We start from the raw sequence: 17,162 nt of genomic DNA, 5'->3' as shown, positions 1-17,162 counted from the left end.
GGTGGGGCTGCCGGCCGTGCGCCTGTCCGGAGACGTCGCAGGCTGGCGGCGGAATCAGCGTCGGGGCGTGTAGCGACCCTTGGACTGGCTGAGGAAATGATACGTGTTGTTCTTCGAATCCACCTCGAAGCCGACACCGGACTGTTCCATGCCGGGCCGGGTCATGGTCACCTGCGCATCGGTGCGGGCGCGGTTCTCCCGGGGGAACACGTCCAGGTGGTCGGTGCGGAAGGTGGTGGGCACCACGCCCGGGCCGGCCGGGCTGTCGCCAGCGACATTGCCGCGCAGCTTCAGTTCATCGCCCTTGGCGCTGAGCCAGCCGGTTTCGGCGCGCAGGGTCCAGTGCTTGCCGTCCTTGTCCGGCATCTCGAACAGCGGGGTGGTGAGGTTGATCGTCTGGTCGCCGCGCTGGCGCTCCAGCCGGGGCGCACGCAGGGTGGTGGATTCCTTGCCCTTTTCGTCCAGCGCGACGATCTGGAAATCGTGCAGGATGTAGTCCACGCCGATGTCCTGGCCTACCTTGGCCGGCCCTTTGTCACGATTGCGCAGTGCCGCCCAACTGCTGATCAGCGCGGCCAGCAGCAGGCCGATGCCAAGCAGGGTGCGCCAGTTCAGAGAAGGAGCATTCATGCGCCGAACCCCGCCAGCACCGCATCGACCCGGCCCTGTGCGGCCAGCAGCACGTCGCACAGTTCGCGCGCGGCGCCCCGCCCTCCCTCCGCGCGGGTCTGCCAGTGCACGCGCTCGGCGATCCACGGGTGGGCGTTGGCCGGGGCCACTGCCAGCCCGACTGCACCCAGCGGAGCGAGGTCCGGCAGGTCGTCGCCCATGAATGCCACCTGATCCAGGCCGATGCCGTGCTGCGCGCAGAGCGCCTGCACGCTGGCCAGCTTGTCGCCCACGGCGATCTGGGTGTCGATGCCGAGGTCCGCGCCGCGCCGGAGCGCAGACTGGCTGTTGCGCGCGGTGATCAGCACGGGGTGGATGCCGTGCTGCTGCAGCAGCTTCAGGCCCAGGCCGTCCTGCACGAAATATGCCTTGCTCTCGTTGCCGTCCCTGTCGTAGTACAGCCGACCGTCGGTGAGGGTGCCGTCCACGTCGAAGCAGGCCAGGCGGACACGGGCCGCAGCGGCATGCAGGTGGGCGGGGAAGGCGGGCAGGGGGGACCAGGGCATCAGGGCAGCGGGCTCGGCGGGGTCGGGTGGCACTACAGACTGAATGGGGTCTACGGACTGTCGGTTAAACCACCCGGGCCCGCAACAGGTCATGAATGTTCAGGGCGCCGACCGCGCGACCCTGGCCATCGACCACGATCAAGCCGTTGATCTTCTGGGTTTCCATCTGCCGCGCGGCCTCGACGGCCAGCTGGTCGGCACCGATGGTGCGCGGGTTACGGGTCATCACATCGGCGATCTTCGCGGTGCGCACGTCCAGTGCGCTGTCCAGCGCCCGGCGCAGGTCGCCGTCGGTGAACAGGCCGATCAGCACGCCATCGGCGTCGACCACGGCGGTCATGCCCAGCCGCTTGCGGCTCATTTCCACCAGCGCCTCGCTGAGGCTGGCCTCGGCGCCGACCCGGGGCAGGTCCTCACCGGTGTGCATGACGTCGGTGATGTGCAGCAGGAGGCGGCGGCCCAGGCTGCCGGCCGGATGCGAGCGGGCGAAATCGTCGGCAGTGAAGCCGCGCGCATCGAGCAGCGCCACGGCCAGTGCATCGCCCATCGCCAGCGAAGCGGTGGTGCTGGAAGTCGGCGCCAACGCCAGCGGGCAGGCCTCGGCCGGCACGCTGACGTCCAGGTGGACATCGGCAGCCGTGGCCAGGCTGGACTGCGGCCGGCCGGTCATGGAGATCAGCACGTTGCCCTGGCGCTTGAGCACCGGCAGCAGCATCAGCACTTCGTCGGACTCGCCCGAGTAGGACAGGGCCAGCACCACGTCATCTTCGGTAATCATGCCGAGGTCGCCATGGCCGGCCTCGCCCGGATGCACGTAGAAGGCCGGCGTGCCGGTCGACGCCAGGGTGGCGGCGATCTTGCGGGCGATATGGCCGGACTTGCCCATGCCGGTGGCGACCACCCGGCCGCGGCTGGCCAGAATCGCCTGGCAGGCCTGCTGGAAGGCCCCGCCCAGGCGGGAGGCGACCGCTTCCAGCGCCTGCCGCTCGATCTCGAAGACACGGCGGCCGCTGGCGACCAGGCTGGCCGGATCGACGGAACGGGGGGGCAGGAGGGACTCGGCCATGCGGACGCCACGCAGCGGAAGTAGAATGAGCGCTCATTTTATTAGGAAAGCCCGTTGGACGCCGACACCATCCGCAACCTGATCGAAACCGGCCTGCCCGGCGCCCGCGCCGACGTGCGTGGCGACGATGGCGTGCATTTCGAAGCGACCGTGGTCTGCGAGGCCTTTGCCGGCAAGATACCGTTGGCCCGCCACCGGATGGTCTATGCCACCCTGGGCGACCTGATGGGTGGCGCGATCCACGCGCTGGCGCTGAAAACCGTGACCCCGGCCGAAGCCGGCTGAACCGCAGAAGATCCCGAATACATGGCCAAGATCGTTGTGACCGGCGGCGCTGCGCTGCACGGTGAAGTGAGCATCTCCGGCGCCAAGAACGCCGTCCTTCCCATCCTCTGCGCGACCCTGCTGGCCGATGAGCCGGTGGAGATCACCAACGTGCCGCACCTGCACGATGTGGTCACCACGGTGAAGCTGCTGGGCGAGCTGGGCGCCAAGGTCACCATCGACCAGGGCACGCTGTCGCGCGGCAGCGCGATCGTGGTCGATCCACGCTCGGTGAACCAGCACGTGGCGCCATACGAGCTGGTCAAGACCATGCGCGCGTCCATCCTGGTGCTGGGTCCCCTGCTGGCCCGCTATGGCGCGGCCGAAGTCTCGCTGCCTGGCGGCTGCGCGATCGGTTCGCGTCCGGTCGACCAGCACATCAAGGGCCTGCAGGCGCTGGGTGCCGACATCGTGGTCGAGAACGGCTTCATCAAGGCCTCGGCCAAGCGGCTGAAGGGCGGCCACTTCACCTTCGACATGGTCAGCGTCACCGGCACCGAGAACGTGCTGATGGGGGCCGTGCTGGCCGAGGGCACCACCGTCCTCGACAACTGCGCGATGGAACCGGAAGTGACCGATCTGGCGCATTGCCTGATCGCACTGGGCGCGAAGATCGAAGGTGTCGGCACGGCCCGGCTGACCATCGAAGGCGTTGAGAGCCTGTCCGGTGGCCGCCATGAAGTGCTGCCTGATCGCATCGAGACCGGTACGTTCCTGGTCGCGGCAGCCATGACCGGCGGCAGGGTCACGGTCAACCGTGCGCGCCCCAACACCATGGACGCGGTGCTGTCCAAGCTGGTCGAGGCCGGTGCGAAGATCGAGACCACCGACGACACCATTACCCTGGACATGCAGGGCCGGCGGCCGAAGGCGGTCAACCTGACCACCGCGCCGTATCCGGCGTTCCCGACCGACATGCAGGCGCAGTTCATGGCGCTCAACTGCGTGGCCGACGGTGTCGGCGTGATCAATGAAACGATCTTCGAGAACCGTTTCATGCACGTCAACGAACTGCTGCGCCTGGGCGCGGACATCCAGGTCGAAGGCCACACCGCCATCGTGCGGGGCAGCGAGCATCTCAGCGGTGCACCGGTGATGGCCACCGATCTGCGCGCTTCGGCGTCGCTCATCCTGGCCGGCCTGATGGCCAGCGGCGAGACCACCATCGACCGCATCTACCACCTTGACCGTGGTTACGAGAACATCGAAGAGAAGCTGTCTTCGCTCGGCGCCACCATCCGGCGCGTGCCATGATCCTGCGCGGCAGGTTCAGCCCGCGGCGCAAGGCACTGCTGGTGCTGGTGCTGATCGTGCTGGCGTGGCTGGGTTATGCCTGGTACGCCGACATCGCGATCACCCGGGGCATCGAGCAGAAGGACATGGACTGGAACGGCGACGGCACGGTCTCGCGCGACGAGATCATCCAGTCGTTCTACGCGGTGGCGGTGAACGACCGCCAGGACGGAAACCGCCATTGCCGCACCTTTGTCTGGCGGGGGAGCGGCGAGCAGATCCGGGTGGACTGCCGCACCGAGTTCAAGCCGGCTGAAGCGCTACCGGCCGAAGCGAAGAAATAAGAAAACGCCCGCGCAAGCGGGCGTTTTTTTGCGTGGGTGGGGTCAGAGCCCATCCCGGAGGGGATGGGATCCGACCCCGGCACTCAGTTCATCGACTTGATGGTCAGGTCCAACGCGTCGCGGCCGCTTTCCCGCTGCAGCATCCGCGCCGGGACCGGGAACTCCGGCACGATCCAGGCGATCAGCTCCTTGTTGCCATCCGCACGCGAGACCTTGGTGGCCTCGTAGCTCCTGCCACCCACGGTGATCGACTCCTTGCCGACCACGCGGTAGGTCATGTTCTTGACCCGGCCCTCGTCGACCATGCGGTAGGTCAGCGGCTTGCCGGCAGCCAGGTCGCGCGCGATCGCCAGGTTGATCAGCAGCGCATCCATGTCACCGGATCTCAGGGCGATCGGCCCGGCGCGGTCCGGCTTGATGTCGCCGGTCCAGGTGGCCTGGTTGCTGGTCCAGTTGTAGTTGGCCTGCACATTGCGCTTCTTCACCAGCAGCGCCGATCGGTCCTGGCTGCTGAGCGGGCGCAGCTGTCCACGGACTTCCTCGAACACCGTGCTCTGGCTGAGGTCGGCGAGCTGGTTCTTCACCTGCAGGCTGTAGCGCCATCGGTTGGCACCTTCGCTGGCCAGGGTCATGGTGCCGTTGGCCTGCATGCCCATGTAGCTGGCCAGGTAATCGGCCTTGAACGGCTGCAGGGCCATGGCCGGCAGGCTGGCCACGGACAGGGCGGCCGCGGCGATCCAGGTGAGAGGGCGGGTCAGGGTGCTCATGCTCAGACTCCTTGGTATTCGATCAGGCGCAGGTCGACGCGGTCCTCGCCGTCTTCGCGTTGCAGGATGCGCACCGGAGTGGGGACACCGTTGGCGATCCAGAGAATGGTCTCGTTGTTGCCGCCGTTGGTCCGGTAGACCCGCAGCGCGTTGTAGGACAGGTCGCCGACCTCGACGTTCTCGGTCTGCGGCGCGGCCTGGTAGTCATGCTGGCGGACCTTGCCCATGTCCACGTAGCGGTAGTGCATGGTGGTACCCGGACGGGCATCACGCATGATTGCCAGGTTGATCAGCAGCGCGCTCTGGTCGCCCGGCTGCAGCGCAATCGGCTGCGCACGCTTCTTCTCGACATCGCCGCTCCACTGCGCGGTACCGGCCTGCCAGTCGTACGTGCCGACCGCCTTCTTGCCGAGGAACAGGCCCTTGCGCACCGTGCTTTGGCTAAGGGGGGCGTACTGGCCCCCGCGCTCCTCGAATACCGTGCTCTGTTCGATGTTCAGGCCCAGCACGCTGGCGAAGCCGCGGCGGCCGACCACCTGCATGTCCACCCGCCACTGGTTACCACCGGTATGGGTGACCTGCATGCTGGCATCGCCGGCCTCCCGGCCCTTGTAGAAGGCCTGGTAGGTGGCGCTGAACGGCTGCAGCGGCGGCGGCTCCCAGGCCAGGGCCGGCAGCATCGGTGCGGCCGGGGCGGCGGGAGCCTGCGCGGCTGGTGCCGGACTCGGCGGCGTGGGTGCCTGCTGGCCCCGGCCCGTGCCAGGGAACACGGCAAGCGACAGCAGCAATGACGTGGGCAGCAGGGTCGAGGTCTTCATGGAGGACAGGGCCGCAGGGGGAAACAGGATGCCAGCCGCGCAGTCAGCAGGGCGTGTGCATCGGTATCACCGGTTCAGGTTTCCGGCGGAATCTAGGACCAACGGGCTAAACAGGGGGTGACCGTCCAGCCACGGCTGGCCCTTCCGTTCAGCCAGGCGCCCGGCGCACAACAGCTCCAGCGTGGCGATCAACAGCGGGTGCTCCACGGCCAGCACGCGCTCGGCCAGCGTCTGCGCATCGTCGCCTGGCAGCACCGGCACCCGTGCCTGGGCCAGCACGGAACCGGCGTCCAGTTCGGGGACCACGAGGTGCACGCTGGCACCGTGCTCGGCATCGCCGGCCTGCAGCGCCCGCGCGTGCGTGTCCAGGCCCTTGTGCAGTGGCAGCAACGAGGGGTGGATGTTGACCAGGCGGCCATCGAAACGCTGCACGATGCCGGCGCCGAGGATGCGCATGTAGCCGGCGCAGACGATCCAGTCCGGCGTGACGGCGGCCAGTGCATCGCCCAGTGCCTGCTCGTAGGCGGCGCGATCAGTGAATTCCTTCGGCGCGTGTGCCCAGCGCAACGCCGGGCCGACACGCTGCAGGGCCTGTGCCGTGGGGCGGTCGGAAAACACGCCGACGACATCGGCGGGCAAGCGGCCGCTGCCGATCGCATCAAGGATGGCCTGCAGGTTGCTGCCACGGCCTGAGGCGAGCACCGCAATGCGGGTGGACGGGCTCATCGCGGTGCACTCGGCCGCATCAGCGGCCAGGCCAGCAGACTGCCCACGGTGGCCAACAGCATGTCGGCATGCGCGTCCCACATGTCGCCCTGCTGTCCGTTGTAGGCCTCGGCGGCATCCGGCGACAGCGCAAGCGCGATGGCCCACTCGAACCATTCGTAGGCCAGGCTGGAGCACATCACCGCCATCACGGCCAGGGCGAAGGCCTGGCCCGCGCGCAACGCCGGCCACGCATGGCGGGCCAACTGCAGCAGCGCAGGGGTGAAGCAGGCGCCATACAGGAAGTGGATGAGGCGGTCGAAGTGGTTGCGACGCCAACCGAACGCCGCATCGGGTGACCAGCCGGTCAGCGCCTGCACCCAGGCGTCATAAGGCACGTTGGAGTACAACCAGCGGGCCGCCACGCAATGCAGGATGATGAAGCCGCAGATCGCGATGAACGCGCCGTTGCCCAGCCAGCCGCGCCGGTCCACCCACAGCAGGGTGGCCAGTCCGACCACGGTCAACGTGCTGTGCAGGGCCTGTTCGACGGGCCACAGCGGATGGACCCAGCTGATCGCGAACACGGCCAGCGTCGCGGCAAAGGCCAGCTTCTTGGGCGCCGAAAAGCGGTAGGTACGGACGGCGTTGGTTGCGGCAATGGCAGGGCAGGACATGTCGGTCGATCTGGAGGGGGACGGTCGTTTGCCTGCCGGCTCAGACACTGACGTGGTCGCCGCGGTCAAACAGGGCGGCCATGTCAGGCTTGGACAGGAAGACCCAGGCATAGGCGGTCAGGGCCATGCCCAGTGGGCCCGCCAGCACCGCCAGCCACGCCGCGCGCCGGCACCAGGCCAGCCCGGTGCGATGCGACAGCAGGCGCGCGGTATGCAACTGCACGAAGCCGAGCACGGCAGCCAGCAGCGCGACCACGCCGTAAACCGTGGCCAGGGCCGCGCCATCATCCAGGCCGCGCGAGCCGGCGACCAGGCCGATGAAGCCGAGAAAGGCCAGCGCGGCCACCCAGTGGAAACCCGCCAGCGCGTAGAACAGCACTTTGAGCGTCTGCAGGTGGCTGGCCAGTTGCAACTGCGCCAGGGTCTGCCGTGGCAGCGGCGGCGGGGCGCCCTGGATCGTCATGCCGCCGTTCCCGGTACGTCGAAGGCGGCCTTGATCTGCGGGCGCAGCAGCGTGACCAGGGTGAACACCCCCAGAACGGTGCCGAGCGGCGCGCACAGGCAGAGCAGGCCGGCCACGATCAGGCACAGCAGGTGGCGACGGCGTCGGGCCAGGCAGCGACCGGCATGGATGACGAATGCGGCCATGCCCAGGCCGCCGGCGACGAACACGGTTCCCAGGATCGTGAACACCCAGCCGAACAGGCGCTGCTCGGCCGGCGACGAGGGCTGGCCCCCGGAGTTCATCGGCAGATGGCCGCTCAGCGCACTGATGCCGAGCACGATGTACACGACGAAGAACAGCGAGAGCAGCGCGATCAGGCCACCGAACACATAGTGGGCGATGGACAGCGCGCGCAGGTGGTCGCCATCCTGCGTGCTGAACGCCGGTACCGTCGCCAGTGGCGGCGGTACCGGGGTGGGGGCCAGGGGGGGCGTTGCGTCCATGCGGGATCCTCGGGGTCGGGTTCAGCCGATGCGGACGCGCTCGGCGCCTTCGGCGGTGACCACCTGGCCGATGGTCCAGTGCTCCAGGCCCTGGGCCTTGACCGCCTCGGACACCGCAGCGACCTGGTCGGCGGCCACGATCAGCACGAAGCCGATGCCGCAGTTGAAGGTGCGCCACATCTCGCTGTCGGCCACCGCGCCTTCCTCCTGCAGCCACTGGAACACCGGCGGCAGGGGCCAGCTGGACGCCTGGATGTCCAGGCCGAGGCCGTCGGGCACCACGCGGATGATGTTCTCGGTCAGGCCGCCACCGGTGATGTGGGCCATGCCGTGGATGGCCCCGCCGTGCGACTTCAGCAGCGACAGGACCGGCTTGACGTACAACCGGGTCGGCGCCATCAGCGCGTCCACAAGCTTGACCCCGCCTTCCAGTTCCAGGTCGGCCGGGCGGCCGGCACGGTCGTAGATGCGGCGCACCAGCGAATAGCCGTTGGAATGCGGGCCGGACGAGGCAATGCCGATCAGCACGTCACCGGCGACCACGCTGGCGCCGTCCTTCAGCTCGCTTTTTTCGACCGCGGCGACGGTGAAGCCGGCCAGGTCATACTCGCCCGGTGCGTACATGTCGGGCATTTCGGCGGTTTCTCCGCCGATCAGGGCACAGCCGGCTTCGGTGCAGCCGTTGGCGATGCCGCCCACCACGGCCGCGGCGGTATCCACGTCGAGCTTGCCGGTGGCGAAGTAGTCCAGGAAGAACAGCGGCTCGGCACCCTGCACCAGCACGTCGTTCACGCACATGGCGACCAGGTCGATGCCGATCGTATCGTGGCGGTTCAGCTGGTGCGCCAGCTTCAGCTTGGTGCCCACGCCATCGGTGCCCGAGACCAGCACCGGCTCGCGGTATTTGTTGGACAGGTCGAACAGGGCGCCGAAGCCGCCCAGGCCGCCCATCACTTCCGGGCGGAAGCTGCGCTTGACCAAAGGCTTGATCCGCTCGACCAGCGCATTGCCGGCGTCGATATCGACACCCGCATCGCGGTAGGTGAGGGGGGAGGGGGCGGAAGACGGGGTGTTGGTCACGGGCGTCGGCGCTGGCAGGGGTTGAACGGGCGATTTTAACAGGCCGCATTGGCGCAAAGACCGTATTCGGGCAACAATTCCCCCCGGATACGTCGAGCCAATGGATGTCCTGATGCGCCGCAGCCTGATTCTGACCCTGCTCATTGCGCTGAGCCTGCCGGTGGCCACGATGGCCCAGAGCGGCCTGCGCACCGAGGGTGATGTCGCCACCGCCACTGGCGCGTACGAGGCCGAAGTGCCCGTCAACAGCCAGGCCGAAGCCGATCGCAACGGCGCCCTGGCCCGCGCCCTGAGCGTGGTGCTGGGCAAGTTGTCCGGCGATCGCAGCGTGATGTCGCGCCCGGGGGTGGTGCAGGCGCTTCGCAACGCCAAGGACTACGTCGCCAGCTACGACTACAAGCAGGACCAGAGCGTGAGCGCCAGCGGCGCCCCCAGCTTCCGGACCCTGCTGGTGGCCCGCTTCCGCGAGGATGACGTCGATTCGCTGGTATCGGCGCTGGGCCTGCCGCTGTGGCCGCAGCCGCGCCCGAAGCCGGTGGTGTGGTTGGCCGTGGACGACGGCAGCGGCCCGCGCCTGGTCAGCGTGCAGCAGGCCAATGCCGCCCGCCCGCTGCTGAATCGCGCCATCGAGCGCGGCTACAAGCTCGGCCTCCCCAGTGGCGGCGCTGCCGAACAGGCGCTCGTCGGCGCCATCTGGCGGCAGGACACGGCCGCGGTGGCTCGCGCCTCCTCGCGCTATTCGCCGCCGATGCAGCTGATCGGCAAGCTGTACCGCGCCAACGGCGGCTGGAAGGCGGACTGGGTGTTCGTCGACAACGGCCGTGAACTGAACAAGTGGTCCAGCAATGATGCCAATGCCATGCGGGCGATGGCGGCCGGTGCCGATGGCGCCGCCGATGCGCTGGTCCGGCGGTATGCCAAGGCGGGGGCCGCCACCGGTGCGGCGGGCACATATCGCATCGTAGTGACCGGTATCAACAGCGCTGATGACTACCTGCGGCTGGCCGCCGGGTTGCGCGAGGTGCCGGTCGTGCGCAACGTCATCCCGCTGCGCGCTTCGGCTGGCCAGCTGGAACTGAACCTGGAAATGACCACGGGCCTGGCGGGCTTCAATCGCATGCTGGGCGACGGGGGCGTGCTGGTGCCGGCAGCGCCGATGCCAGCGCCGATCGACGACACCACGGGTGCGCCGGCGCCAGTCAGCAACGAGTACCGCTTGCGATGATCCAGACTCCGGAAGCCGAGATCGCGCAGCTGCTGCGCTGGCTGAAGTACATCCTGTTCGCCGGCCTGATCGGCTGGGTGGTCTGGCTGCTGGCGCCGATCCTGACCCCATTCGTGCTGGCATTGGCGCTGGCCTGGCTGGGCGACCCGCTGGTGGACCGCATCGAGGCCACCGGCCGTTCGCGCATGACCGGCGTGGTGCTGGTGTTCGCGGCCATGGTGCTGGTGATCGTGGCGCTGCTGCTGGTGCTGGTGCCGATGATCGAACGCCAGATCACCACCCTGATCGCGGTCGCGCCACAGGCCCAGGTCTGGCTGATGGAAAAGGGGATTCCCTGGTTCGAGCAGAAGACCGGCCTGGAGGTGATGCAGTGGCTGGATCCGGACCGCCTGATCGAATGGGTGCGCAGCCACTGGCAGCAGGCCGGCGGCTTCGCCACCACGTTCATGGGCTACGTCTCGCGCTCGGGCTTCGCGATGGTGACCTGGGTGGTCAACATCCTGCTGCTGCCGATCCTGGCGTTCTACTTCCTGCGCGACTGGGACAAGCTGGTCGAGCGGGTGGCGTCGCTCATCCCGCGCAACCACATCGGTACCATCAGCGCGCTGGCGCGTGAATCCAATGAGGTGTTGGGTGCCTTCATCCGTGGCCAGTTCCTGGTGATGCTGGCGCTGGGCGTGATCTACGCCGGCGGCCTGTCGCTGGTCGGCCTCAAGCTGGGCCTGCTGATCGGCCTGATTGCCGGCCTGATCAGCTTCATCCCCTACCTGGGCGCGACCACCGGGATCCTGATGGCCATCGTGGCCGCGCTGGTGCAGGCACAGGGCTTGGACCTGAAGCTGCTGATCCTGGTCGGGGTGGTATTCACGGTCGGCCAGCTGCTTGAGAGCTACGTGCTGACCCCACGCATCGTCGGCGACAAGATCGGCCTGCACCCGGTGGCGGTGATCTTCGCGGTGATGGCCGGCGGCCAGCTGTTCGGTTTCCTCGGCATGCTGCTGGCGCTGCCGGTGGCGGCGGTGAGCAATGTGCTGCTGCGCTACGCCCACCAGCGCTACCGCCAGAGCGAGCTGTACGCGGGCGAGAAGCCGGCGATCATGCTTGATGGCGTGATCGACCAGCCTCATATCCTTCTCGATCCGAATGACAAGGGCCCCGACCTGAAGTGATGGGTGTGCCGCAACTTCCGCTGGCCCTGCATTACCCGCGGGACCAGCGCCTGGAGACCTTCATCGGTGCGCCGGATGGCGCACTGGCGCAGCTGCATGCGATCGCAGTGGGTGCCAGCCACGATTGGGTCTACCTGGAAGGCGCGGCGGGCACGGGCAAGACGCATCAGGCGCTGGCGATGTGCTCCAGCGCCGAGCAGGCCGGGCGCCTGCCAACCTACGTCCCGCTCGCCAGCGCCGCCGGCCGCGTGCGTGCGGCACTGGACGGACTGGAGGCACGGGAACTGGTGGCGCTGGATGGCCTGGACGCGGTGGCCGGCCACCGTGAGGATGAAGTGGCGCTGTTCGATTTCCACAACCGCGCCCGCGCTGCACGCGTGACCGTGCTGTATACCGCGCAGAAAGCACCGGGCGAACTGGGGCTGGTGCTGCCGGACCTGCGCTCGCGGCTGGGCCAGTGCGTGCGCGTGCGGTTGCAGCCATTGGATGAGGAAGGCCGCGCGGCGGTGCTGCGCGAACGCGCGCTGCGCCGCGGCCTGGCGATCGACGAGGCGGCCATCGAGTGGCTGCTGTCGCACACCGGGCGCGAGCTGGGTGGACTGATCACGCTGCTGGACTGGCTGGACCGCGAGTCGCTGGCGGCGAAGCGGCGGATCACCGTGCCGTTCCTGCGCCAGGTGCTGGAAGAAGGCCGGCCTCGTTACTGAGGGTGGGGGTTGTTTGCAGGGCTGCGCCCTGCACCCGCCGAAGCCGAAGCAACGTCAACGTCAAAGGCGGGCTTCCTGAGGGGAGGCGGGGTGGCTCAGGTTGCGGGGGACGGCGCAAGTACGTCCATGTAGCCTCGATCGCGCCATCCATGGCGCTCACGCCCCCGCAACCTGAGCCACCCCGCCTTCGACAGGTTCCCGCGATCTGCCCGGACTGCGTACTGCACTGCTGTTGGTGGGTGACGACCTTGGTCGACACGTGTCTTGCTTATGGTGGGTGACGACCGTTGGTCGTCACCGGAGCAAGCGCAGCGAAGCGACCCGCTTTTGCTCTTCTTTCTTCCGTGGCAGGACGCGCACGGAAACTGTCAGAGGCCGGGCGGGGTGGGTTCGCGGGGGTGTCCGCGGCATGGATGCCGCGGCCAAGCCCCCAGGGACGGGTTCACGGCGTCCCCCGCGAATCCACCCCGCCCGGCCAAGCAAGGCTTCTGCTCTCAAAACATCCAGCCACGAGGGGCTCAGCCGTTCGCCGCCAACTCCGCATCCAGTGCGCGCAGGCGATCCACAGTCCCGACGTCGGTCCAGCGCCCGCGATGATGCTGTCCTGTGATCAGCCCCTGCGCCATGAAGTGCTTCTGCAGCGGCACCACCGAGAACCTCGGCGGGACCCACTCGCTGCCCGGCGCATCACCGATCACCGCGCGCCAGTTGGCCACGATCGAGGGGCGGTAGACCCCGATGCCGGCATAGGTCAGGCAGGGCCCCTGGCGGTCATGGTGCAGCCGGCCCTGCGCGTCCAGCCGGTAGTCTCCGTCCGGGTGCTGCGCCGGATTGTCGACCAGCACCAGGTGGGCCTGGCCCTGCGGCTCGCGCGGTAGCGTGGCGAAATCGAAATCGGTCCAGATGTCGCCGTTCACCACCAGGAACGGGGCGTCGCCCAGCACCGGGAGTGCATTGAGGATGCCGCCGCCGGTTTCCAGTGGCGTCTGGCCTTCATGCATGAAATGCAGGCGCAGGCCCCATTGGCTGCCATCGCCCAGCGTTGCCGGGAACTGCTCGGCCAACCAGGCGGTGTTGACTACCACGTCGCGCACTCCCAGCGCCGCGAGGCGTTCCAGGTGCCAGGCGATCAGCGGCTTGCCGGCCACCACCAGCAACGGCTTGGGCGTATGCAGGGTCAGCGGGCGCATGCGCTCGCCGAGACCGGCGGCAAAGACCAGCGCCTTCATCGCGTCACGCGCATCGGTGCGGCCAGCTCGGCCAGTGCCGGCTTGATGCGCTCTTCCAGCAGCCGCTGCAGCGGCGCCAGTTCACGGTAGCGGGGCAGCACTTCGTCCAGATAGCCGATGAAGCGCGGAGCGTCGTCCAGGTAGTGGCCCTTGTTGTCGCGGTAACGCAGGCGGCAGAACAGGCCAAGGATCTTGACGTGGCGCTGGATGCCCATCCAGTCGGCATCACGCAGGAAGGTGGCGCGGTCGGGCACCGGCAGCCCGGCGTCATGTGCGCGCTGGTGGTACTGCGCCAGCCACGCGTCCACCCGCTGCAGCGGCCAGCTCAGGAAGGCGTCCTTGAACAGGCTCACCGCGTCGTAGGCGACCGGGCCGCGCACGAGATCCTGGAAATCCAGCACGGCCGGGCCGTCGTCAACCGGCATCAGGTTGCGCGGCATGTAGTCCCGATGGGTCATCAGCTGGGCCTGGCCGAGCGCGTTGTCCATCAGGCGGCGGTGCACCAGTTGCAGGCCTTCGATCTCACCGCAGTCCAGCTGCAGGTTCAGGTGGCGCTGCAGGAACCACTCGTCGAACAGGCCGGCATCGCGCTGCAGCAGCGCTTCGCCGAACTGGCCGAAGTCGGCCGGCACCGGGATCGCCTGCAGCCGCAGCAGCTGTTCGATCGAGCGGCCGAACCATTCATCGGCGTTGCGCTCGTCGAGGATTTTGGCCAGGGTCGGGCCGCCGAGATCTTCCAGCAGCAGGAAGCCGGCCTCCAGGTCCTGTGCCAGCAGCGCGGGCACGCGCAGGCCATTGTCGTGCAGCAGCCCGCGCATGCGCAGCCACGGCCGCGGATCTTCCAGCCCCGGCGGGGCGTCCATCACGATGTGGCTGCCGCGGGCGCTGGTGGTACGCCAGTAGCTGCGCATGCCGGCATCGACCGAGGCGCGCTCGACTATGGCGTTGGCATCCTCAAGCTGGATACGGGCCCACTGCAGGCGCTGCGCGCTGCGCTGGGGATCGGAGGCGGGTTCGGTCATGCAGGCCTGTCCGGGCGCACCATGCGCCCTGCGTCGGGAACGGGGAAGAAAAGGAACCGGGTCAGCGACGGCCACTGAACAGGCGCAGAAGGGCCAGCACGGCCACTGCACCCACCACGGCACCGAGGAAGCCGGCCGGCTCACCGGGGGCGTACCAGCCCATGTACTGGCCGAACCAGCCGGCCAGCAGGGCACCGACGATGCCCAGCACGATGGTCAGCAGGCAGCCCATGCGGTTGTTGCCGGGCATGAAGAAGCGCCCGAGCAGGCCGACAACGAAGCCGACCAGCAGGATATACAGCCAGCTGGTGCTGCCGAACAGACCATTCATGCGCGCCGATTCCGCTTGGGTGTGGACGCAGCCTAGCAAGGCCGGGCTGCGTCCGTCACGGGTGCTGGTCAGCAGCAGCCGTGGTCGCCGTGGCGGGTGCCGCTGTCGGCCGCCACCGGCGAACCGCTGGTCTCGCCGCGCAGGCTGGCCGCGTAGTGTTCGCTGATCACCTTGGACACGCAGGCGGTGACCTTCTTGCCCATCGGGATGTGCAGGAACTCGTTCGGGCCATGCGCGTTGGAGTGCGGGCCGAGCACGCCGGTGATCATGAACTGCGCGCCCGGGAACTTCTCGCCCAGCATGCCCATGAACGGGATCGAGCCACCTTCGCCCATGTACATCGCCGGCTTGCCGAAGAAGGCCTGGCTGGCATCGTCGATGGCCTTGGTCAGCCACGGCGCCATGGCCGGTGCGTTCCAGCCGGTGGAGGCCTTTTCAAGGTCCAGGGTGACCTGCGCGCCGTTCGGCGGATCACGCAACAGGGCCTCCTTCAGCAACTCGCCGCAGGTCTTGCCGTCGGCGGTCGGCGGCAGGCGCAGCGACAACTTCACCGAGGTCTGCGGGCGCAGCACGTTGCCGGCCGATTCCAGCGGCGGCATGCCGCCGATGCCGGTGACCGACAGCGCCGGACGCCAGGTGCGGTTGAGCACCAGCTCGGTCAGGTCCTCGTTCATCGGGCGCAGTCCGTCGACCATCGGGAATTTCTCGAAGATCTCGGTATCGACCACTTCAGCAGCGCGCCTGGCCTGTTCCAGGCGTTCGGCCGGGATCTCCACGTTCATGCCGTCGATCAGGATGCGGCCGGTGTCCTGGTCCTCGATGCGCGACAGCAGCTGGCGCAGCAGGCGGAAGCTGGACGGCACCACGCCGGAGGCATCACCGGAGTGCACGCCTTCGTTGAGCACCTTCACGGTGAAGTTGCCGCCGGTCAGGCCGCGCAGCGAAGTGGTGCACCACAGCTGGTCGTAGTTGGCGCAGCCCGAATCCAGGCAGACCACCAGCGACGGCTTGCCGATGCGCTCGGCCAGGTGGTCGACGTAGGCCGGCAGGTCGTAGCTGCCCGACTCTTCACAGGCTTCGATCAGCACCACGCAGCGCGCGTGCGGCAGGCCCTGGGCCTGCAGCGCCAGCACGGCGGCCAGCGAACCGAAGATGGCGTAACCGTCGTCCGCACCGCCGCGGCCATACAGCTTGTCGCCGCGCAGGACCGGCGTCCACGGGCCGAGGTCGTCGTCCCAGCCGGTCATTTCCGGCTGCTTGTCCAGGTGACCGTAAAGCAGGACGGTGTCGTCGCCGGTCTCGGCGCCGGAGGCAGGAATTTCCAGGAAGATCAGCGGGGTACGGCCTTCCAGGCGCACCACTTCAACCTTCAGGCCGGGCAGCTGCTGGGCCTTGGCCCAGTTCTCCATCAGGGTGACCGCCTGTTCCATGTAGCCGTTCTGCACCCAATTGGCGTCGAACATCGGCGACTTGTTGGGAATGCGGATGTAGTCGACCAACTGCGGGACGATTTCGCTGTCCCACTTGTCATTGACGAATTGGCCGAGCTTGGCGCTGTCCATCTGAAACTCCGGTTGCATGGGCTGATCCGCGCATTCTACGCCTGTGCCGCGGGTAGGGTTTTTCCTACATCACGTCGGGTATTTGGCTGGCTTACGGAAATCCGGGAAACCGATAGGCTGTGCACATGTGGTGACGGACACTGTTCCTGCCGACGGGATTGCCGGTCGGGGCGGCCAGAATCACAAGGAGATACACGTCGTGCCTTGGAGTGTCGTGTTGAGGGCACTGGTGCTGGTCATGGGGATCGCCGGGGCGCATGCCGCCGAACCGATCGACATCAACCGCGCCGATGCCCAGGCGCTGCAGCAGGGATTGACGATGGTCGGAGCCGCCAAGGCCGAGGCGATCGTCGAGCACCGGCGCAGACACGGCCCGTTTCACAGCGTCGAGGATCTGACGCAGGTGAAGGGGATAGGGAAAGCGATCGTCGAACGGAATCGGCAGCGGATCACCGTGGGCAACAGGTTGTTGCCGGCGGATCCGGTACCCGGATCGGTACCGGTGCGGACCGTACCCAGGCGCTGACAGCAGGAATCGTCGGAACCGGCAGGAAGCTGGTTCACCGGACACGGACAGGATGGCCGTGCCCACCGACTGCCGCAGGACGCGGCACCAATCACCAGGAGGGTGGCATCACAGACCTGTGGAAGGGGCTGAGATACAAGCAGGACATACGCGGCCGCGTGCAGGATGCGAGGCCGTCCCCGCAGCGCAGGAAGCGAGGGGACGGCAGCAGGCCGACAAGGACGTAACGATTGCCCGGTACGACACAGGGTTGT

At 68.0% G+C, this 17,162-nt stretch carries 21 protein-coding genes; 7 read left to right on the top strand and 14 right to left on the bottom strand.

Annotation, left to right across the window (positions count from 1 at the left end; all coding sequences use genetic code 11):
• Positions 1-54: 54 nt before the first annotated feature.
• The 3 genes from lptC to A9K58_RS04125 all read right to left on the bottom strand — a co-directional run bounded on the left by lptC (position 55) and on the right by A9K58_RS04125 (position 2,241).
• Positions 55-630: an LPS export ABC transporter periplasmic protein LptC gene (lptC, locus tag A9K58_RS04135; RefSeq protein ID WP_065198126.1), complete on the bottom strand. Its 576-nt coding sequence runs from the start codon at positions 628-630 to the stop codon at positions 55-57.
• Positions 627-1,175, bottom strand: coding sequence for a KdsC family phosphatase (locus A9K58_RS04130; RefSeq protein ID WP_065198148.1), 549 nt, complete (start codon positions 1,173-1,175; stop codon positions 627-629). Before A9K58_RS04130 ends, lptC begins: the two co-directional genes overlap by 4 nt.
• Before the next feature lie 64 nt (positions 1,176-1,239).
• Entirely contained in the window at positions 1,240-2,241 is a 1,002-nt protein-coding gene (locus tag A9K58_RS04125) for a KpsF/GutQ family sugar-phosphate isomerase (protein WP_065198125.1), read from the bottom strand.
• Positions 2,242-2,295: 54 nt separating this feature from the next.
• On the opposite strand from A9K58_RS04125, the gene A9K58_RS04120 reads away from it, so the two are divergent.
• From A9K58_RS04120 to A9K58_RS04110, 3 genes are read left to right on the top strand one after another with little or no spacing between them, the layout of a single operon-like run.
• Positions 2,296-2,526, top strand: a complete 231-nt coding sequence (locus A9K58_RS04120) for a BolA family protein (protein WP_065198124.1) — start codon at positions 2,296-2,298, stop codon at positions 2,524-2,526.
• 21 nt (positions 2,527-2,547) lie between these two features.
• Complete coding sequence (gene murA / locus A9K58_RS04115; protein ID WP_065198123.1) at positions 2,548-3,819, top strand: UDP-N-acetylglucosamine 1-carboxyvinyltransferase; 1,272 nt, start codon at positions 2,548-2,550, stop codon at positions 3,817-3,819.
• Positions 3,816-4,142: a hypothetical protein gene (locus A9K58_RS04110; RefSeq protein ID WP_065198122.1), complete on the top strand. Its 327-nt coding sequence runs from the start codon at positions 3,816-3,818 to the stop codon at positions 4,140-4,142. Before murA ends, A9K58_RS04110 begins: the two co-directional genes overlap by 4 nt.
• Before the next feature lie 83 nt (positions 4,143-4,225).
• Here the strand turns inward: A9K58_RS04110 and A9K58_RS04105 are convergent, their stop codons facing one another.
• The 7 genes from A9K58_RS04105 to purM form a co-directional block, all read right to left on the bottom strand.
• Entirely contained in the window at positions 4,226-4,909 is a 684-nt protein-coding gene (locus A9K58_RS04105; protein ID WP_065198121.1) for a DUF3108 domain-containing protein, read from the bottom strand.
• 2 nt (positions 4,910-4,911) lie between these two features.
• Positions 4,912-5,727: a DUF3108 domain-containing protein gene (locus A9K58_RS04100; RefSeq protein ID WP_065198120.1), complete on the bottom strand. Its 816-nt coding sequence runs from the start codon at positions 5,725-5,727 to the stop codon at positions 4,912-4,914.
• Between the two features lie 66 nt (positions 5,728-5,793).
• A complete protein-coding gene (purN, locus tag A9K58_RS04095; protein WP_065198119.1) occupies positions 5,794-6,453 on the bottom strand; it encodes a phosphoribosylglycinamide formyltransferase in 660 nt (219 codons plus the stop codon).
• Positions 6,450-7,109: a DUF2238 domain-containing protein gene (locus A9K58_RS04090; RefSeq protein ID WP_065198118.1), complete on the bottom strand. Its 660-nt coding sequence runs from the start codon at positions 7,107-7,109 to the stop codon at positions 6,450-6,452. The genes purN and A9K58_RS04090 overlap by 4 nt, the downstream gene beginning before the upstream one ends.
• Positions 7,110-7,149: 40 nt before the next feature.
• Positions 7,150-7,572 (bottom strand): hypothetical protein, encoded by a 423-nt coding sequence (locus tag A9K58_RS04085; protein WP_065198117.1) that lies wholly within the window; start codon positions 7,570-7,572, stop codon positions 7,150-7,152.
• Complete coding sequence (locus tag A9K58_RS04080; protein WP_065198116.1) at positions 7,569-8,057, bottom strand: hypothetical protein; 489 nt, start codon at positions 8,055-8,057, stop codon at positions 7,569-7,571. Before A9K58_RS04080 ends, A9K58_RS04085 begins: the two co-directional genes overlap by 4 nt.
• A 21-nt stretch (positions 8,058-8,078) precedes the next feature.
• Positions 8,079-9,137, bottom strand: a complete 1,059-nt coding sequence (purM, locus tag A9K58_RS04075) for a phosphoribosylformylglycinamidine cyclo-ligase (RefSeq protein ID WP_065198115.1) — start codon at positions 9,135-9,137, stop codon at positions 8,079-8,081.
• 112 nt (positions 9,138-9,249) lie between these two features.
• Between purM and A9K58_RS04070 the strand changes: the two genes are divergently transcribed.
• From A9K58_RS04070 to hda, 3 genes are read left to right on the top strand one after another with little or no spacing between them, the layout of a single operon-like run.
• Positions 9,250-10,362 carry a DUF2066 domain-containing protein gene (locus A9K58_RS04070; RefSeq protein ID WP_231109244.1) on the top strand — a complete coding sequence of 371 codons (1,113 nt, stop codon included), beginning with the start codon at positions 9,250-9,252 and terminating at the stop codon, positions 10,360-10,362.
• Entirely contained in the window at positions 10,359-11,531 is a 1,173-nt protein-coding gene (locus A9K58_RS04065; protein ID WP_065198113.1) for an AI-2E family transporter, read from the top strand. Before A9K58_RS04070 ends, A9K58_RS04065 begins: the two co-directional genes overlap by 4 nt.
• On the top strand, positions 11,531-12,238 hold the full coding sequence (hda, locus tag A9K58_RS04060; protein ID WP_065198112.1) for a DnaA regulatory inactivator Hda: 708 nt from the start codon (positions 11,531-11,533) through the stop codon (positions 12,236-12,238). The genes A9K58_RS04065 and hda overlap by 1 nt, the downstream gene beginning before the upstream one ends.
• A gap of 518 nt (positions 12,239-12,756) precedes the next feature.
• Here hda and murU read toward each other — a convergent pair.
• The 4 genes from murU to A9K58_RS04040 form a co-directional block, all read right to left on the bottom strand.
• On the bottom strand, positions 12,757-13,467 hold the full coding sequence (gene murU, locus A9K58_RS04055; RefSeq protein ID WP_065198111.1) for an N-acetylmuramate alpha-1-phosphate uridylyltransferase MurU: 711 nt from the start codon (positions 13,465-13,467) through the stop codon (positions 12,757-12,759).
• Positions 13,464-14,489, bottom strand: coding sequence for an aminoglycoside phosphotransferase family protein (locus A9K58_RS04050; RefSeq protein ID WP_065198110.1), 1,026 nt, complete (start codon positions 14,487-14,489; stop codon positions 13,464-13,466). Before A9K58_RS04050 ends, murU begins: the two co-directional genes overlap by 4 nt.
• Positions 14,490-14,550: 61 nt before the next feature.
• Positions 14,551-14,820: a GlsB/YeaQ/YmgE family stress response membrane protein gene (locus A9K58_RS04045; protein WP_065198109.1), complete on the bottom strand. Its 270-nt coding sequence runs from the start codon at positions 14,818-14,820 to the stop codon at positions 14,551-14,553.
• Positions 14,821-14,888: 68 nt separating this feature from the next.
• The gene (locus A9K58_RS04040) at positions 14,889-16,382 is read right to left on the bottom strand and encodes a M20 family metallopeptidase (protein ID WP_065198108.1); all 1,494 of its coding nucleotides are present in this window, start codon (positions 16,380-16,382) and stop codon (positions 14,889-14,891) included.
• A gap of 214 nt (positions 16,383-16,596) precedes the next feature.
• On the opposite strand from A9K58_RS04040, the gene A9K58_RS04035 reads away from it, so the two are divergent.
• Positions 16,597-16,908, top strand: a complete 312-nt coding sequence (locus tag A9K58_RS04035) for a ComEA family DNA-binding protein (RefSeq protein ID WP_231109246.1) — start codon at positions 16,597-16,599, stop codon at positions 16,906-16,908.
• Positions 16,909-17,162 lie beyond the last annotated feature (254 nt).

Origin of the sequence: Stenotrophomonas maltophilia, assembly GCF_001676385.1 — a bacterium.
GTDB classification, from domain to species: domain Bacteria; phylum Pseudomonadota; class Gammaproteobacteria; order Xanthomonadales; family Xanthomonadaceae; genus Stenotrophomonas; species Stenotrophomonas maltophilia_J.
The sequence above is the reverse complement of the archived record's forward strand: the minus strand, read 5'-3'. Positions and strand labels throughout refer to the sequence as shown.

Coding starts and splice junctions, on each gene's coding strand:
- lptC (WP_065198126.1), bottom strand. CDS start 630: ATGAATGCTCCTTCTCTGAACTGGCGCACCCTGCTTGGCATCGGCCTG.
- A9K58_RS04130 (WP_065198148.1), bottom strand. CDS start 1,175: ATGCCCTGGTCCCCCCTGCCCGCCTTCCCCGCCCACCTGCATGCCGCT.
- A9K58_RS04125 (WP_065198125.1), bottom strand. CDS start 2,241: ATGGCCGAGTCCCTCCTGCCCCCCCGTTCCGTCGATCCGGCCAGCCTG.
- murA (WP_065198123.1), top strand. CDS start 2,548: ATGGCCAAGATCGTTGTGACCGGCGGCGCTGCGCTGCACGGTGAAGTG.
- A9K58_RS04110 (WP_065198122.1), top strand. CDS start 3,816: ATGATCCTGCGCGGCAGGTTCAGCCCGCGGCGCAAGGCACTGCTGGTG.
- A9K58_RS04105 (WP_065198121.1), bottom strand. CDS start 4,909: ATGAGCACCCTGACCCGCCCTCTCACCTGGATCGCCGCGGCCGCCCTG.
- A9K58_RS04100 (WP_065198120.1), bottom strand. CDS start 5,727: ATGAAGACCTCGACCCTGCTGCCCACGTCATTGCTGCTGTCGCTTGCC.
- purN (WP_065198119.1), bottom strand. CDS start 6,453: ATGAGCCCGTCCACCCGCATTGCGGTGCTCGCCTCAGGCCGTGGCAGC.
- A9K58_RS04090 (WP_065198118.1), bottom strand. CDS start 7,109: ATGTCCTGCCCTGCCATTGCCGCAACCAACGCCGTCCGTACCTACCGC.
- A9K58_RS04085 (WP_065198117.1), bottom strand. CDS start 7,572: ATGACGATCCAGGGCGCCCCGCCGCCGCTGCCACGGCAGACCCTGGCG.
- A9K58_RS04080 (WP_065198116.1), bottom strand. CDS start 8,057: ATGGACGCAACGCCCCCCCTGGCCCCCACCCCGGTACCGCCGCCACTG.
- A9K58_RS04070 (WP_231109244.1), top strand. CDS start 9,250: ATGCGCCGCAGCCTGATTCTGACCCTGCTCATTGCGCTGAGCCTGCCG.
- A9K58_RS04065 (WP_065198113.1), top strand. CDS start 10,359: ATGATCCAGACTCCGGAAGCCGAGATCGCGCAGCTGCTGCGCTGGCTG.
- hda (WP_065198112.1), top strand. CDS start 11,531: ATGGGTGTGCCGCAACTTCCGCTGGCCCTGCATTACCCGCGGGACCAG.
- murU (WP_065198111.1), bottom strand. CDS start 13,467: ATGAAGGCGCTGGTCTTTGCCGCCGGTCTCGGCGAGCGCATGCGCCCG.
- A9K58_RS04050 (WP_065198110.1), bottom strand. CDS start 14,489: ATGACCGAACCCGCCTCCGATCCCCAGCGCAGCGCGCAGCGCCTGCAG.
- A9K58_RS04045 (WP_065198109.1), bottom strand. CDS start 14,820: ATGAATGGTCTGTTCGGCAGCACCAGCTGGCTGTATATCCTGCTGGTC.
- A9K58_RS04040 (WP_065198108.1), bottom strand. CDS start 16,382: ATGGACAGCGCCAAGCTCGGCCAATTCGTCAATGACAAGTGGGACAGC.